Origin of the sequence: Paenibacillus sp. HWE-109, assembly GCF_022163125.1 — a bacterium.
Lineage (GTDB): Bacteria > Bacillota > Bacilli > Paenibacillales > NBRC-103111 > Paenibacillus_E.
In genome coordinates, this window is the sequence record NZ_CP091881.1 from 5,330,016 (window position 1) to 5,347,066 (window position 17,051).

Here is a 17,051-nt window from a genome sequence, read left to right on the forward strand (position 1 = left end):
CCTCACCCTTTCGCGAATGCCGGCGTGCGGAACGAGACGTTCTCACTTGCCTCTTTCCAGAAATGAGCTAATGTTGGATGGTTCCATTCTGCTTTACTGGCCGCCATGCGTACCCAACTTCCTTGACTGTATATCCAGCGGCGTTCAGGCTGCATGGTGAAAAGTTCCTCTGGCGTATTGGCGTCGACGACAACAAAATTCGCTTCGTTGCCAGGCTCAATCTTATACGTTCGGAGCCCCAGCACCTCGGCGGGAACATCCGTAATCATACGGAGCAATGTGCGCAGATCAGCCGGTCTCCCCATATGAGCTGCATAGGAGCCAATCAGAGCTATTTGTATCAAATCACCTCTGCCAAACGGGTGAAAAGGATCATGAATATTGTCTGAAGCCACGGCGATGGGTATCCCAGCTTCCCAAATCTCCTTCAATCTGGTCACTCCCCGACGTACGGGAAAGCTATCGTGCCTGCCTTGCAAGTACAGATTCACCGCTGGCAAGGATACTGCTTTAAGTCCTGCATCCGCCATTCGTTCAATAATGCCATGTGCGTCCACATCCGTCATTGAAGCCAGTGCGCATAGATGATCTACGGTCACTCTTCCGGAGTATCCCTCTGACTTCGTTTTGCCAGAAATATGTTCAATCGTTCGCATCGCCGGATTATCCGTTTCATCACAATGTAGATCGATCGGCACGTCGTATTTCTGAGCTAATTTGAACATATAATCAATATCTTCCTTAGGGGATAAGGACAGATGCGGCGCACCGCCAATGCCATCCACACCCATCCTCAAAGCTTCCTCCACCGCATCAACATCCAGAGCCATGAAATTGTATGGGCACATCGGAAATAATTGCAAAGTGACATAAGGTGCCAAAGCTTCTTTGGCTTCAAGCGCAGCTTCAATGGTTCGCAAAGCCACTTGGCGAGAAACCCTCAGATTAAAATCCAGATGCGTTCGAATATGGGTTGTGCCATAAGACAAAGCCTGCAAGGAGGAACGCATAATTCTTGATTTTATTACTTCTTTGCTGAAGGAAGGCGACGCGATGGAATAATTGCGTACGGCTTCTTCCAAAGTGCCGCTTTGATTCTCTACAGTCGTTAAGGAAAACGATTTGTCCAGATGCATATGGGCATCCACAAAACCAGGCAGCATTATTTTCCCCTCAAGATCCAGGATCACAATGCCTGATTCGTCTAAATGGTCCCTGGTCTCTAAGGTCTTCCATTGTTCCAATGACACTTTAGCAGGCTGAGCAGCATCAGCTTCTTGCTTCAGAATCTGTGTAAAGCGGCCATTTCGAATCGTTAAGCGATACAGGCAGCCTTCATCTTCCATAGGTAATCGAACGTTTACCAAATCCAAATTCTTCATAGAAGCCAATGCTGCCACCTCCTGGGTTTCCTTTATTTTTTCGGTAGGAATTGTGTTGTGAACACTTTATCAATGCTCTCTGCGCTTTTCAGTATACCTACATCCACTAGCTGTTTCTGTACTTCAGACCAACGCTCTTTGGTCATAATGCCCGTGCCCATGGTCGCTGCGTCACCGCCAAATACGAAGTCCATTTCTTTGGTCGCGCTGTATTTCATCATATCCAAGCCCATGTCCGGATTCTTTTCTTTAATGCTGGGATTGATTTCTTCGGAGTGATCTTTGTAATAATCCCAGCCCTTAACGGTAGCTTCAACGAAAGCTTTGACTTGGTCTGGGTGCTCGGCAATCATTTTCTCGGTTGTGAAGTACACACCCGCATAGATGTTATAGCCGGAATCTGCATTAAGCAGCGTGCCGAATTCGACTTTTTGTTGTTCCAACGTGAATGGCTCGCTTGTTACATATCCTTGTGTGAGGGCATTTTTATCACTGACGAAATTGACTAATTGACCTGTATATTTCATTTCTTGGGCGCTGTCTAATTTATATTTCTTCTTCATGAACTGCCAGAAGCTGGCTGTCGAGGCGACATAGACCTTGTGTCCATTCAGATCGGAGAAATCTTTGATCCCAGAATCTTTATGGTAAAACAATGCTTGCGGGCTCTTCTGCATCGACGTTGCGATTGCGACAATCGGAATACCCTCTTGTCTGGCAACCAAGATATCATCGCCATTTGCCATACCGAATTGCGCCTTGCCGGATGCAACAATTTGTGTAGATGAAACCGATGGACCACCTGGCATAAGCGTCATGTCGAAGCCGGCTTCTTTGTAATACCCTTTGGCCGAAGCTGCAAAGTTTCCGCCGTGTTCCGGTTCTGCGAACCAGTTTAGGACAACAGTAGCCGGCACTGCAGCTTTGGGCGCTGTTGATGCAGCCGTTGTTGCTGCCGGAGATGCGGAAGTCGTCGCTCCTGATGGTGAAGCGGGAGCTTGGGATGACGTTGAAACCGGTGTACTTGTGCTGCCGCATGCGGCTAGCATACTTGTCATCATAATTAAGCTGAGAGACATTACGACCGGGCGTTTCGCGACAAGCTGACTCGTAAGTTTGAATGGTTTCATTTTAAACTTCCCCTCCATATTTGGTTTTCTATACAAAAGCTCTTACCAACCTTTAGACAAATATAGAATTTACAATGCCTATGCGTCAACGCGAATACTTACGTTTTGTATTTTCTCACAATAAATAGTACGTCTTTTCATTACATTTCCAAGGTCAATAGAATTTATTTACATTATATTTACACAAAAAACGAACATTACTCATATAGTTCCTACTTTAACGCCAAGTTCTCTCAACCAACGTCGATACGCAATGGAGAAACGATCCACTTTATGATTAAGCTCAACCTGAAGATCAAGAGGAAGCAATTCCGGCTTCTGCGTCTCAATAACTTTGGCATCTTGATCGAAAACAATATCCTGGAAATGAATGAAATTCGCATCATCTACCTCATAGGCATAGTTGCGGGATACCATCATGAACACCACGCATTCCTCAGCAGCCACAGGCAGTACTGTCAGCATAATCCACAACGTTTGACCATTGCTTGGATCCGCTTTGGACAAGCGAGCCGATAAGGGACGATAAACTTCCTTCCTATATACATAAGTCGTACCCTCACTTTTGTCCGAGCCCGAATGCGCAACAGGCTGAAAGATAGGAATTTGCTCGATATAGATCCGTTCTTTCTCTTTCACGACTTCAAAATCAGGCAGCTCTGCATAATCCGGGTGTCCAAGCAGATTCTGATGCACGAACATTAAATGAGCGAAATCGGTGAAATTTTCGATCACTCTCGTTCCTGCAGCAGCCACTTTGTAAGGACCACAGGGCAATGGACGATAGAGAGGATTAGCAAACTCTTCGAAATGAGGCAAAGGTGCCGCTGGCTCACCTATACATACCCAAACGAAGCCGTACTTCTCCTCGCAGGCAAACACTTGCGCTTTGGCTCTGGCCGGAATTTTCTCCCCCTTGGGCTGTGCAGGAATACAAACACATTGACCCGATGAATCATACTGCCACCCGTGATAAGGACAGACCAGCGTGTCATCCTTGACCCATCCCTTCGAGAGCATAGCCCCACGGTGAACGCAGAGATCTTGCATCGCATGAACACCTTGGCTGGACCGGTAGATCGCAACTCGTTCACCGAGAATAATAACTCCCACAGGTTGTTCTTTCAGTTCAGATGCCAAATATACGGCGTGCCAATCATTTTCAAGAACCGGATCATGCAGACGCTCTAATGCCATACGAATCATCCTCCATGTATCAATTATATTATTGGGTATTGGCGAAAATAGGATACTGCCCTGCCAGCTTGCTGCGCAGATGATCTACCCTTGCTTGTGCTCGCTGTAAAATCTCCTGCTCATCGATCCAAGTGCTTTTCCCATGTTCTACGACAACTTGCCCGCCGACGACGACCAAGTCAACATCATTGCCATTGGCATTATAAACAAGAGCCGAAGAGGCACGATGCACAGGGCTAATGTGCGCCTTCATCATATCAACCGTCACGAGATCCGCTTTCTTGCCAGGCTCCAGACTGCCCAAATCATCGCTCCGCCCTACAGCCTTGGCGCCATTCACTGTCGCCATCCGCAGAACATCCATCGGCGGCAGCAGCGTAGCATCCAGTTCATTGACTTTGTGCAAGCAGGCTGTGAACTTGAGCACCTCCAGATTGTCTTGGCAATTGTTGCTGCCAGGGCCATCCGTGCCCAAGGCCACATTAATGCCCATTTCCAGCATTTCAGGCACCCTTGCCACACCGGAGGCCAAGTACATATTTGAAACCGGGCAATGAATAACCGATGCTTGACGGTCACGAATCAAGGCCAGTTCGCGATCATCCAGCCAAACTCCATGTACAACTTGCGTTTGGTTGCCAAGCAAGCCAACCTCATTGAGCAGCTCCAGATTACGCAGCCCATAGCGGGCCAACGTCGTGTCAATCTGTTCGCTTGTCTCGGCAACATGCACGTGTGAAATCAAATTCCGCTCTCGGCTAAAAACCGCCGCCTTCTCCAGATACCCTCGTGAACATCCGTATAAATTCAGCGGTCCGAGGGCAATCCGGATCCGGCCGGAAGCTGCGCCATCCCACTCATCCAACAAGCGATCCGTGCTGGCGAAAATTTGCTCTTCCGTTTCGCGCAATCGTACTTCGCCGGCAAGATCAGAGCCTCCGCGCGCCAAATGCCCTCGAATACCCGAATCGACCATCGCCCGCAGGACACTTGCGTCATTCTCTGGATACGTATGAATATAATGATGGTCCATCATATAGGTAGCGCCTGATTTTAAATTTTCAATGCATCCGATTAAGGCGGCTAAATAGAAATCCTCCGGTTCCATTGCCAAGCTCATCGGCCAAATTATCTCTTTCAGCCACTGTGCCAGCGGAGAGTGATCCGAGACGCCTCTCATGAACGTTTGAAACAAATGCGTGTGACCATTGATGATACCCGGAATAACCACTTTGCCAGCCGCATTGTAGGTGAAAGAGGACTTCGCTATCAGATGATCCAGACTTCCGTCTGCCTGCCATTCCCCGACTTCCATAATCATGTCATGTTCCATATACACGTAACCGGGTTTGAAAATCTGATTGGTGGCATTCATGGTTAATATCGTCCCGTTATATATGAGTTTGCCCGCCATACAACCATTCCCCCAATACATAAATGTCATAAAACGTAACACAGTTTAAAAATACGTTTTATTATGTTATGTTTATTTACACGATTATAGGTCTGTTCGAATTTTCAGTCAACTCTATCTGTAAATTGAAATCCAAGAATAAGTATCCGTTTTAACAGAAAATAGATGTTTTGGTTAACAATTCTTTCATTCTCAGCGTTGAAATACTTTTTTTTATCTAAATCAAGGATATTGCTTGCAACTGTATATATTTTTCACATACAAAGGAGTCATGCCCATGTTAGACCTCCCTCACCTCGATCAAGTCGATCAAGAAATCATTAGACTACTGCATGAAAATGGGCGAATGTCTTATGCCAAAATTGGGGAAACCCTTAATTTATCCCGCGTCGCCATCCAAAAGAGAGTTGAAAACCTGATCGAACAGGATGTGATCGAGAACTTTACGATTCGCTTGAACGCGACAAAATTAGGAAAAGTGGTCAGCGCCTTCTTCGAAGTGGAAGTGGAGCCGCGGTTTGCCGAAGAAGTTGGAAATGCACTTTCGGAGGATGCCAATGTCATCAGTATCTATCAAATGACAGGCTCCAGCTCCTTGCACATGCACGCTTTACTGAAAGATGATGCTGCTCTGGAAGATTTTCTCTATCAAAACATCTATAAATTAAAAGGGGTTGTACGCGTCAACACACAAGTCGTAATTAAACGCTTTAAACAAGGAACCGGGTTGGAACTTTGACATTTGGACCGGGGTTGGTGGATAACAGAACAGAACAAAAAAAACGGCTTCGCCGCCCAGAGAGATGAGCCTCTTCTTAGCGGCAAAACCGATTAAGGGAACTAGAGTACGCTATTTAGGCAAATAGCAGGGATGCGAGGGTCCTAGCGGAACTACAGGGTCTTATTTCCTCGAAAAACGCTGATTTTCCCATCAAACAGCAAAATAGCGGACTGTAGTTCCCTCCCTCTGTTCTTAGCGTTTTTCTTACATATACTCGCCCATTCGTAGGAATACAACATTCTTGAAGCAGGGTTCTCTAGAAGATAAGGGAGCTGTTTCTCTAAAATCATCAAGAGGGCATACGGGAATAGAGGATGTGCTATTAATTCCTCATTTTCCCATATATGCACGTTTGATTCCACGGTCTCTTGGTGGTTTACCCTCCCATGACTCAACGGGTCGCAGCCCTTACATTCCTTCGTTATACCTGTCCAAGAGGTGGAGGCCGAGATGCTCTAGTAACGGGTCTGTGCCCTTTGGGAACTACTACTCGGTACTTCCGTGCTTTTCGTCATGCGTGATCCTACGAATGGGCCAACATACGCCCCTAGTTAAAAAGCGTTGCTTCCTTCAACTTTCTGACACTCCAGCGGAGCACAATAAACAATGACCAGGATAAACTAAGCAGCTTGCTGCTGCTCCATGTCCGATTTGAATTCTTCTTGCCGTTTTACCATACCGATGATTATACGTGCTAATTTACCGATTAATTTAAAAATAGAGCGGTGCTTTTTCATCTTCATGACCTGTACATTGTGGATATGCCACTGCTGAAAACTCGGATGATTGTTGACAAGTGTGAGTACCGCTAAATACAAATATTTTCGCAATTGGGGCCTTCCACGTTTTGAAAGGGTCACTTTACCTTGATGCTTGCCTGAACTCTGATTCACGAGGTTCATCCCGGCTTGCGAGAGGATTTGTTGACCGTGCGCATACTTGCTTAGGTCCCCGCACCCTGCCAACAATGCCGAGATCATCAACGTGCTCAAACCCTTCAGACTCCGTAGTAAGGGGACCTCCGGTAGTGGTTCAAGCAGCCCTTCCAGCTCTTGTTCGAACTCTCGCAGTCGTTCAGCCAAGCGCTCATAGTCCTCAAGAAGCCTTTTCAGATCATTTCGCGCTTCCACGTACCCTACTTTACTGCCGACGGAATTGCGGGCTGCTGCGATGAGTCTGGTAGCAATCTCCATGCCGGTTCTACCCCCAGCTCGCTTCATTCCGCCTTTTTCTCTCCATAAAGATACCATCTCCAGCTCGCTTCATTCCGCCTTTTTCTCTCCATAAAGATACCATCTCCAGCGGCGTTAATAGTCTTACGTCTGCCGGCAACGGAAAGATCTTGAGTGAGGCCAGGGAACGGACGGTTGTCCAGTCCTCAAAAACACGGCAGTACTCGGGAAAGTGGATGTCAAGTAAGCGGAAGATGCGGTTTTTTAGGCTTGTTTGCTGGTTCACCCAGTATTCCCGGTCATTCATGACCATACGTATGCGCTGGTAAACGTCCCCATGCTGATAATAAGGAAAGTAAAATCCCCGACAGACCGCATCTGCGATAACCAAAGCATCTTTGAAGTCGTTTTTGGACTGACTGTTGTCTCGATTCTCTTTGTTTCTATACGTGGTTAAGGGATTGACCAGAACGACTTCATGGTTGTTTTGCGTTAGCCAGTCAGTAAGATTAAACCAGTAGTGCCCCGTTGGTTCGAGTCCAATGAGGAACGAAGTGAGATTTTTTTGGGCTAGTAAATTTTGAATCCAGCGAAATAATTTTTCGAAACCCTCTCTTCCGTTTTCAAACGAAATAGGTCGTCCGATTTCGATCCCACGGAAGTTGACAGCCCGAGCAACGTGTTTTTCTTTGGCAATATCTACACCAACGATAAGATGATTCGTGGTAATTCGTTCGATCCGTTGATTTTCCGAATGTCTTTGTTTAAACTTCATAGTGAGCACTCTCCTGTTATTAGATCATGTTAGTCACTGGCCGGTGACATGATCTTAATGTACAGAGGGTGCTTGTTTTTTGCAAAACCAAAATATTAGCATCTACAGGAATGCTCACCCCCGCGATAATTCCATTTTTCGCCAAAATAGCGGACTGTAGTTCCCTTTTCTTCGCTCGAAGCAGCTGGAATAACTCCGCGTTCACTCCCAAACATATAAACTCAAAAAAACTGCGCAAGCCTACTGGCTCACGCAGTTTTTTCAATAGTCTAATTATAAGTTCAAGCGATATATCGCCTTATTCTCAAGTCCGCGAATCATCGGCGTCCATGCTTCCGTTTCCGGTGTCGTTAGCAGCGTATCTTCTACCATTTGCAGCTTCGCGTCCATAGAATCAATGTAGTGCAGAGCAACGGCTTCCGGAAGTTGCGGCAGTACCGGGCTTCCCCACTCCGGCAAATTATGGTGGGACAACACAATATGCTGAAGACCGATGACCACATCAGATTGAAGATCGATGCCTTCGTGTATCGCCGCTTCAGTAATCCAGTTCGAGGCCATCGAGATGTGACCAAGCAGCTTCCCTTGCAAAGAGTAATCACTGACGATACCGAGCTGTGCAATCATTTCTTCCGGCTTAGCAATATCATGCAGAATGATGCCCGCTTTAATCAGATCCGCATTGAGGAAAGGACGCTGCTTGCAAATAAACTCGCCAATTTCGAGCATGCGAACAATATGATAAGCAAGTCCCGCGAAATAAGCATGATGATGCGTCTTGGCAGCCGGATAATGATTTAATTTGTCCGCCACCTTGGTCACGCAGAACGAAACGATCGACTTGATCGCCGGATTCGCAATGCTTTCCAACACTTGATTTATCGTATGAATAAGATCAACGGGGCTAATCGGCGCTGAACGGATGAAATCCGTCATCTGGATGCCATCTTCGGGCAGCGCCTTGCGCAACCGGCCAATTTTCACCTGCAGCTTATCGCGGTAGGTCTGAATAATGCCTTGCACCTTCACCAGTGTCATAGGGAAAAAGGTTTCTTTGTCGGCCGCGCTGACATCCCACATTTTCGCAGAAATTTGCCCGCTCGCATCACAGAGTACGATATCCATGAAATCCTTGGCGGGGGTCGTGTTCGTTTGCTTTACTTCCAGCTCTTTGATCAGATAAAAACCGACAAATTCGTCAGGTGCTTGCATTTGTTTAATTAAAGTCATTTGAGTTCCTCCACTTGTCATTAGGAACATTATACTACGAAATCAAGCCTCCCAACTAATCTAATTACCTGTATGCTTTACTTTCTCCGCAAGCGCTGCAAGATCAAGCCCTTTCAAAGCGCCCTCCATCAATTCCGGAAGTCTATCCGGCGAGCAGCCGAAGCATGGAATGCCGTATTGGGCCAGCTTTTTGGCAACCGCATCATCATAGGAAGGTACGCCTTGGTCGGACAAGGCCAGTAAACAAAGAGTTTTCACACCTGCTTCATGCATATCCACTAATCGCTGAATCATTTCTGTCCGGTTGCCGCCTTCATATAAATCGGAAACCAGTATGAACAAAGTTTTCTTGGGCTCCGTCACAAAAGTCTCACAGTACGCAATGGACTTGTTAATATCCGTTCCACCGCCAAGCTGTATCCCAAACAGCATATCGACGGGGTCATTGGCGCACTGCTCGCTTAAATCTACTACCTCCGTGTCAAAAGCAACTACGCGCGTTTCCAAAGATGGCATACTGGCAAAAATAGAGCCAATGATCGAGGCGTAGATGACAGAGCCCGCCATCGAGCCACTTTGGTCGATATCCAAGATTACTGTCCACTCCTTGCTGCGCCGCGCCCGATCAAAGAAATAAACCTTCTCCGGCAGCAACAGGTTCCGCTGTTTGTCATAGTGCTTGAGGTTCTTGCGAATGGTTGTGTTCCAGTCTAATCCGGTAGCCGATGGCAGTGGCGAGTGCTGTCTGCGGTTCAAGGCGCCCGTTACGGCACGTCGCAAATCTTCAGAAAGCCGCTTTACAATCTCATCCACCACTGCTTTGACCAATTGTCTAGCCGTTTCCTTCGTCTTCTCTGGTATCTTGCCTTTGAGCGCCATCAGCGTGGCTACCATCTGAATATCGGGCTTCACTTGAGCGAGCAGCTCCGGTTCGAAGAGCAGCTGCGTCAAGCCTTTGCGCTCAATGGCGTCGGACTGAATGACAGAAACCACATCCGGCGGGAAAAAGCTTCGAATATCGCCCAACCACTTCGCCAGCTTGGGGGCAGAAGGCCCCAAACCCGCTTTGCGGGAATTGCCGGAGCTAGGCGCTCCGTCATCGATATAGCCACTAGCGGTACCATCATAGATTGCGGCGAGGGCCTCATCCATGAGCACAGATTCCGGGTCCAGCATGCTGCCTCCAGCACCATAAGACTGCAGCTTCTCTTCAGAAGCTGCCCCAAGGATTAAGCGCCAACGTTTCAACTGCTCCTGATCTATTGTTGTCATAGGCTACAAATCCCCAAAATCAAAGTCGTTGAGTTCATCCAACTTCTCCTTCTCTTCTTCACTTAGCGGCTGCTGCAGCGCAGCGCCGATCGTATCCGCCCCCATGCCCCAAATATCCCCCATCATTTCCGCAACAGCGGCCTTTTCCCGGGGTTCGAACAGCCCAAAAGCACGGCGCAGAAACACGAGCGAGCGATGAAAGGCCTCCGGCTCCAATGAACTGATATAGGTATCCAGATGCTGCCACAACGATACGCGCGAGAGAAGTCCATATCGATTGCGCATCGAGATGCCCTCGAACCAGCCCGCTCCCAGATCGGCAGGTATCCCCGGAGATAGACGGCGAGAGACCTCCTGGGCAATCTGATCATTGGCGATTTCATTGCGCTCTAGCATAATAGCAAAGGCAAATCCAGACAGCTTCGCATTCCGATCATCCCGTGATGCCAGTTCTTGCAATTTCTTCATCCACAGTTCATCATCAACAACCTCGAAATGATCCTGCGCAATGGTATGCAGCGATTGAATAGCTTTCACCATCCCCTGTGCGGCATCATCGTTGCAGCCTGCTGCCTGAATAAGCAGCAGCGTTCCTCGCAGAAACAATTGCTGAAGAAGCGGGATTAACGTATCCGTCTCCATTCTGCGAATAGACCCATATCGGATCAACACCCCCAGCTCATAAGCCGACGCAGCGACTTGCTCGAAGTTGCCCGTTTCCACAGCAAGCCCTTGCAGCACGGCTTTAGCCTGCTCCATCAGGTCCAGCAGCGCACAGTCGCAAGCATTTCGAATGATGCGCGAAGCCCCGGCAATATCGGCACAAGCGTCAAGCTGCTCCTTCAAAACGAAAGCGGCAGCCAGTTCGATGGTCTCTCCCTTCAAGGTCGTTTCCACAACCTGAATCTCCGCTTCCGGCGTCCATCTTAACACCCAATGCTCCGCCCAAGATGCGGAATCCTGGCTGACTCTTTGCTTCTTCGCAAATGGGATACCCAGCAGCTCCAGGCGATGCAAGAGGACGGATCTTTTTAAATCAACAAAGGCCGCTTCCTCCGATTTGACCCTCCGGTTTTCACGTAAATCCAATTCAAGGGTTGCAGCAACCGTTGACTTATATTTCTCCAGCTTGAGCCGTTTAAGCTCCCTGTTCAAATCATCCTGGATCGGCGTCTGACTGACGCCTTCCGGCAATCGGCCGATAGCCGTGCCGATATCCGTTCTAGCCAGTGCTTCCGCTATGGTCGATAACTCCCCATGGCCAAGGCAAACCGCAGCCGCGTCCCGCAGATCTCTCCACGTTGGCTGATTGCCGTCGTGCATAGCTGCAAGCGCCTGGGCCAGCCTTACGCCTTCAATGAGCGACGCCGTAGAACGAAAAGTACCATGTTCCCGCAAATGTACGGCTAGTTGAGAAAAGTACAAGGAAGGCAGTCTGTCCAGATCACCTTGCCGCAAGCATTGCCAGAACATCTCATAATAAGCAGGCGCCTGATTCCCAGCGCCGTAGCCGGAATGCGAGGATAGCTTGTAGTACGAATAGGGCATCAATGTGAGCTTGGTTGTTGTTTTGGGCAGCCCTTTAAGCTCTTGATCGGTCAGCATCGGCAATCGCATATCCAGCGCAGAGGCATGATGCGCGCCAGTGACGACAACAATCTGTTCAGGCGAATGGCCTGCCTGTATTGTTTCTTGAATTTTCCGCCGCATATAAGCTTCTCGAATCTCATTATAAGCAGCTTCCTGCGGCGCATATTCCCATTCTTGCCGTGCGGAAAGTTCCCTCATTTGAAGCGAGAATTGATAAATACTAGAGCGATAAGCCCCTTTTTGCAAATTATGTTCAAAATGTCTTTCCCAATAGGCCTCATAGTCGGGTTCATCCGCATAGTCAGCAAGCTGCTGATAGATCGTGTTCTGTCCACGGATATAAGCTTGAAAATCATCATCCGTATTGCCGTCTTCTTCCGATAGCGGGATTCGCTTGCGCTTCTCATATAAAGCCAGCGCATGGTCGGTAGGCAAATCGATGAAAAGAGCTTGGGCGCCATGGCGACTAGCCCACTGAAACGCCTGATATTCCGGCGAATATTCCGCATAGGGATACAGCAGCGTCCGAACTGGCAGCTGGTCTGTGTAGGCCAGAATGGCAATAGGCGGCACAACGCCTGACGAGGTTAAATCCGCGATAAACGCCGACGCATCGCTCGGACCTTCTACCAGAACTGCTGTAGGCTTCACTTCATCCAAGAAAGCAAGCAGTTGATAGGCGCCTGTTGGAGACAAATGTCGTATTCCAAAAACATGAACGCCTGGGGAAGCTCCTACTTGTTCATCTCCGAGCACGCGAAATACAGATTTCTCCATGTCGATCCCCGCTTTTTCATCACATTTTCCAAATATTCCTTCCACACAAGGCGATCTTTCTCTTCATCTTTCACAATCGCTCCCTGCAAACCGGCTGCAATATCTTCGTCACTGATCTGGCCGCTGCCAAAACTGCCGGCAAGTGCCATGCTGCCCGTCAGTAAAGAGATCGCTTCAGCCGTCGATATGACACCGCTCGTTCCCTTCACCTTCTCTTTGCCGTCAAGCGTCATCCCGCTTCGCAATTCGCGGAAGATCGTGACCACTTTGCGTACAGCATCCTCTTCAGGAAGCGAAGCCCGCAGCTGATAGCTCGCCGAAATCTCGCTGACACGCTTGCGTACAATCTCCACTTCCGTCTCGATATCCGAAGGCGAAGGCAATACAATGATATTGAAGCGCCGCTTCAAGGCAGCCGACATATCGTTCACACCGCGATCTCGCGTGTTGGCCGTGGCAATAATGGAGAAACCGCGGACTGCGGATACTTCTCTGGCCAGCTCTGGAATCGAGATCGTTTTCTCCGAGAGAATCGAAATTAACGCATCTTGAACCTCAGATGCACAACGAGAGATTTCTTCGAACCGAGCAATGCCGCCGGTTTCCATAGCACGGAAAATCGGGCTTTTGATAATAGCTTGATCAGAAGGCCCTTGCGCGAGCAGCATCGCATAGTTCCATGAGTAACGAATTTGCTCCTCACTGGTGCCTGCGGTTCCTTGAATAACTTTGCCTGAATCCCCATGGATAGCTGCCGTTAAATTCTCAGAGAGCCACGATTTCGCTGTCCCCGGTTCCCCGATTAGCATCAGGGCTCTGTCTGTCAACAAAGTCGCTATTGCCATTTCGACCAAGCGCTTATTACCTATATATTTAGGTGTAATGGTTACTCCTTTGATTTGTCCACCCGTTAAGAACGTCAGCACTGCCTTAGGAGACAGCTGCCATCCCGCCGGCTTAGCATCCTGATCTAATTTCTTCAAAGCTTCAAGTTCCTCCGCATACAACCGCTCCGCAGGCAATCTTACAACATCTTGCTTTTGATCCATCCCCATAATCCCTGTCCTTTCTCTTCCTGATCTGATATTTCTTGCTGCTCGGGCTTTGCTTCAATCGATTCTGCAATTTCAAGCAGCTGCGTCTTCATGCCTTGATACGATAATCCCTCTGCAAATTGCCGCAATCTGCCGGCATAAGGCCTAGGCAGCATATGGAGCAGCGCAAGCTGAACACGGTCCAGATAATAGAACTGCTTAGTTCCGCCTTTTTCCAAAATAGTCATCAACAGCTCTGGCGCATCCGGATAACGATGGTTAAAGAGGACCAAGAGGGTATGCGTCGTTTTATTGAGATTGAAATTTTGACGATCTTGGCATTTTTTGACCAAATAATCGATTATTTTTGGATCAGGCTCTTGCGCAAACCGGCAGACAAGCTCCTCTTCATCTAACTTTACGAGCAGATGCCCCCACCTTGGATCCCATTGAACAGAATCCGTCAAATCAGTCGAAGAATAATGAATGAAATGATACATCGAAGGTGTCAACTCATCCAGTACACGCAGAAGCTCCTTAGCCGGTAACTGCTTTTTATCCTTAAGATCATGGCAGAAGCGTTCATACACATCTTCCGGAGGTGAAATCTTGACAGCTGCCCGAAAGCTGTAAGCAATAAATTTACGATTGTAAGCCTCATGAAGGGTAACCGCGAAGTGATCAGCTTCCGGCAAATCCAAATCAAGCAATAACTGCACAGCGGCTTCCTGCACGCGTTCTGTTTCAGCAATAATAAACTCAGGAGTACTCAGCAATTTCTCCAGGAACTCAACAACCTCTGGCACCCGTTTCCCCTGTAGGCTCCTGATATCAGCCATCAGTTGTTGGGTATTTGGCTCGACTTGGTGGTACATCTTGATTTGCTCCAGCAAACCTTCAGCATGTGCTATAATGCTGATCGTCAGCGCATTCGCCTTGCATAATTGAATAGGCTCAATGGCTATGTCTTGATCTTTGGAGCTGAGCGCTTGGTACAAACGGGCAATAGCCTGCTCTGTTCCCAAACGCGATAAGGCCATCAAAGCGGCTCTGCGTATATCTTTCTTCTTGTCTTCTGCCTGTTCCAATAGAAATTCTTCTTGTTCGGTATAGTCTCCCAGCAGCTCAATCGCTGCAGAACGGACTTCTGTAGAACCATTTGCAGCGGCTTGAAGCAAGAGATCTAAGCTAGAAGCAGGCTGCAGACCATGGATAAGCTCCAACCTTCGAGCGTCCCCTTTCCCTCCACCCAGCTTAAGCTGTTGTTGAAGTGCCGGCAGAGCCTCTACGCCTATTGCTGGAAGCACCTTCATCTGGAGAAAATCAGGGATTTCTGCATAGCTATCATCCAAAGCCGAAACCACGGCAGGTATCACGCGGAAATCACGGAATAATTCCTCCTCGTATCCTTGACGGAGCTGTTCCATTCTCCCTTGACCTTTCTGCGTCAAAGCTTCAATGAATGGCTGCAGCTTGCGGTACGGAATCAACGTCTTAAGCTTTGTATCCGATCCCTCAACAGGCAGCAGAGTCTCTTTCGTTTCTGTTTTCCCCTGTGTGTAGAGCACTGAACTCAGCAGAGTTCCAAGCTCAAGGAGCTTTGTCGCTGATCCGCTTGTCTCTGCCTCCAGCACTTGACTGACAGCCTGCGCCATTCGATTGAATACAGGCGCTGACTCTCCCAGCTTTTGCAATTGCGGGAGCACTTTTTGCAAGCGCAAATCCCCCGAAGCCATTCCGCTGCCAGCAATAAACAATCGTCGCACGTCTTGCTGCAATTCAAACAATAGATCTATACTCATAAGGTTCGTCTCCTAATTCCATCATTCAATAAAGTAAGCGTATAATTTCATCTGCTGTAATCACACTTAAAGGCTGCGCTACCAGCTTGTTTTGCTGCCAATCTTGCTCGAACATAACCAGCATAACCTGATTATTCAGGAACGTTTTGTTTAACAATGAAAGCAAATGTGTCGTAGGCTCACTAAGATAGGGAATGTCAGCCAGAGGAAGCTGTTTGCCTTGTGCATCCACCAAAACGTAGGAAGTATCTGTTCTTTGAATGCCGGTAAAAGGCAAAAGTACGACAGGGTGTTTGTCTGACAAAGGGTTTTTAATTTGATTCTTAACTTGCTTAATCACCTCTGGGAATGAGGATTGAGCCGCTTCACGGATACGCTGCAAATCTGAGCTCGTCACTTCTCTGAATGCCGATTCCTCCCAACGCACCCGTGTATTCAGTTCGCCAGGATATTCAGCCAGCTCCCCTGCCTGAACAATCCGGAAGACAGAGTCATCTTCACGTATGTATTTGGCAGCGCGGAATGGGCGATAGTTGCGGGTTAGGTGCAGTTTCCCGTTTCCAAGGTCCGCCCAATAGCCTTCATCCACGAACTCCCCTCTCGCCTTGTCCGTGTAGGATCTGAATGACAACTGCAGCAATTCAGCTTCACTGCGTACGCGGCCGTATTCTCTCAACTCGGCAATTTGCCAGGCATGGCCAATCCATTCCTCCAATGTCGAATTCGTGTCCATCGGCTGATCCGGATTGTCCAATCGGCTAGTCAGATATTCGTTGCTTTTCTTAAGCAACGCTTGCAGCGTAGTAAGCTGTTCTATGACTTTTCCGTACATGGCTTCCCGATCTTCCTCTTCACGGAACTGCAGAAGCAGCAAGCGAATCGCCGTCTGAATGCCCGGAATATAATAATTCCCGAGTTGTTTGGCTTGTTCTTGCGCCGTCTGCAAAGCCTTATTGTCCAGACTTCCAATTCCGGACTGAACCATTTGCAGGATGAGCTTTTCGGCGATACTGATACCTTCAAGCTGAGCGGTTATTTTCTTCAATAGTGCTGATTTATTCGTTTTGCGCTTAACCGCTGGCGCAGCAGGGTCGGGAGACTCCTTTTTCTTCTCTTCGCGCTTCTCCGCCTTTTCTCTTTTATCAACAATATCCTGCGGAACAGGCGCGGTCACAAATGTCTTGCCTGACGTAAAAGCGTACATCAAGCCTAAATTATGCTTACACGGAAACTGCCTGCTGGGACACGTGCAGCGGAAAACCGGATTTGCTTCTTTGGATATATCCACAGAGCATTGATAGGGCTCTTTTCCACTACCTTTGCACGCTCCAAAAATAAGGGACTTGTCCTCCGACTGACAAAGCAGCGGGAAGCTGTTTTTCTTCACCAAATCCTTGCCATTCTTAATTGCACTGCTATTAAGCGCCAAACTATCGACATACGATTCCGTTAAGTGATCCATCTTGTACTCCTCATCATTTGGTTATACATTTAG

General features: G+C 48.1%; 13 protein-coding genes. 1 reads left to right on the forward strand and 12 read right to left on the reverse strand.

Features of this window, described 5'->3' with window-relative positions; all coding sequences use genetic code 11:
* Positions 1-2 precede the first annotated feature (2 nt).
* The 4 genes from LOZ80_RS22755 to LOZ80_RS22770 all read right to left on the reverse strand — a co-directional run bounded on the left by LOZ80_RS22755 (position 3) and on the right by LOZ80_RS22770 (position 5,123).
* The gene (locus LOZ80_RS22755) at positions 3-1,382 is read right to left on the reverse strand and encodes an amidohydrolase family protein (RefSeq protein WP_238173081.1); all 1,380 of its coding nucleotides are present in this window, start codon (positions 1,380-1,382) and stop codon (positions 3-5) included.
* Between the two features lie 32 nt (positions 1,383-1,414).
* A complete protein-coding gene (locus LOZ80_RS22760; RefSeq protein WP_238166841.1) occupies positions 1,415-2,512 on the reverse strand; it encodes an ABC transporter substrate-binding protein in 1,098 nt (365 codons plus the stop codon).
* 201 nt (positions 2,513-2,713) lie between these two features.
* A complete protein-coding gene (locus LOZ80_RS22765) occupies positions 2,714-3,709 on the reverse strand; it encodes an aromatic ring-hydroxylating dioxygenase subunit alpha (protein WP_238166842.1) in 996 nt (331 codons plus the stop codon).
* A 28-nt stretch (positions 3,710-3,737) separates the two neighbouring features.
* Complete coding sequence (locus LOZ80_RS22770; RefSeq protein ID WP_238166843.1) at positions 3,738-5,123, reverse strand: amidohydrolase family protein; 1,386 nt, start codon at positions 5,121-5,123, stop codon at positions 3,738-3,740.
* 277 nt (positions 5,124-5,400) lie between these two features.
* On the opposite strand from LOZ80_RS22770, the gene LOZ80_RS22775 reads away from it, so the two are divergent.
* A complete protein-coding gene (locus LOZ80_RS22775; protein ID WP_238166844.1) occupies positions 5,401-5,862 on the forward strand; it encodes an Lrp/AsnC family transcriptional regulator in 462 nt (153 codons plus the stop codon).
* A 662-nt stretch (positions 5,863-6,524) separates the two neighbouring features.
* Here LOZ80_RS22775 and LOZ80_RS22780 read toward each other — a convergent pair.
* The 8 genes from LOZ80_RS22780 to LOZ80_RS22815 all read right to left on the reverse strand — a co-directional run bounded on the left by LOZ80_RS22780 (position 6,525) and on the right by LOZ80_RS22815 (position 17,018).
* Complete coding sequence (locus tag LOZ80_RS22780; protein ID WP_238166845.1) at positions 6,525-7,097, reverse strand: transposase; 573 nt, start codon at positions 7,095-7,097, stop codon at positions 6,525-6,527.
* Positions 7,098-7,104: 7 nt separating this feature from the next.
* On the reverse strand, positions 7,105-7,851 hold the full coding sequence (locus LOZ80_RS22785; RefSeq protein WP_238166846.1) for an IS110 family transposase: 747 nt from the start codon (positions 7,849-7,851) through the stop codon (positions 7,105-7,107).
* A gap of 273 nt (positions 7,852-8,124) precedes the next feature.
* Entirely contained in the window at positions 8,125-9,081 is a 957-nt protein-coding gene (locus LOZ80_RS22790) for a 3'-5' exoribonuclease YhaM family protein (RefSeq protein WP_238166847.1), read from the reverse strand.
* A 60-nt stretch (positions 9,082-9,141) separates the two neighbouring features.
* A complete protein-coding gene (locus LOZ80_RS22795; protein WP_238166848.1) occupies positions 9,142-10,353 on the reverse strand; it encodes a VWA domain-containing protein in 1,212 nt (403 codons plus the stop codon).
* A 3-nt stretch (positions 10,354-10,356) separates the two neighbouring features.
* Positions 10,357-12,720, reverse strand: coding sequence for a DUF5682 family protein (locus tag LOZ80_RS22800; protein ID WP_238166849.1), 2,364 nt, complete (start codon positions 12,718-12,720; stop codon positions 10,357-10,359).
* Entirely contained in the window at positions 12,678-13,769 is a 1,092-nt protein-coding gene (locus tag LOZ80_RS22805; RefSeq protein ID WP_238166850.1) for an ATP-binding protein, read from the reverse strand. Before LOZ80_RS22805 ends, LOZ80_RS22800 begins: the two co-directional genes overlap by 43 nt.
* Positions 13,745-15,556 carry a HEAT repeat domain-containing protein gene (locus LOZ80_RS22810; protein WP_238166851.1) on the reverse strand — a complete coding sequence of 604 codons (1,812 nt, stop codon included), beginning with the start codon at positions 15,554-15,556 and terminating at the stop codon, positions 13,745-13,747. Before LOZ80_RS22810 ends, LOZ80_RS22805 begins: the two co-directional genes overlap by 25 nt.
* Before the next feature lie 25 nt (positions 15,557-15,581).
* Positions 15,582-17,018, reverse strand: coding sequence for an SWIM zinc finger family protein (locus LOZ80_RS22815; protein ID WP_238166852.1), 1,437 nt, complete (start codon positions 17,016-17,018; stop codon positions 15,582-15,584).
* Positions 17,019-17,051: the final 33 nt, after the last annotated feature.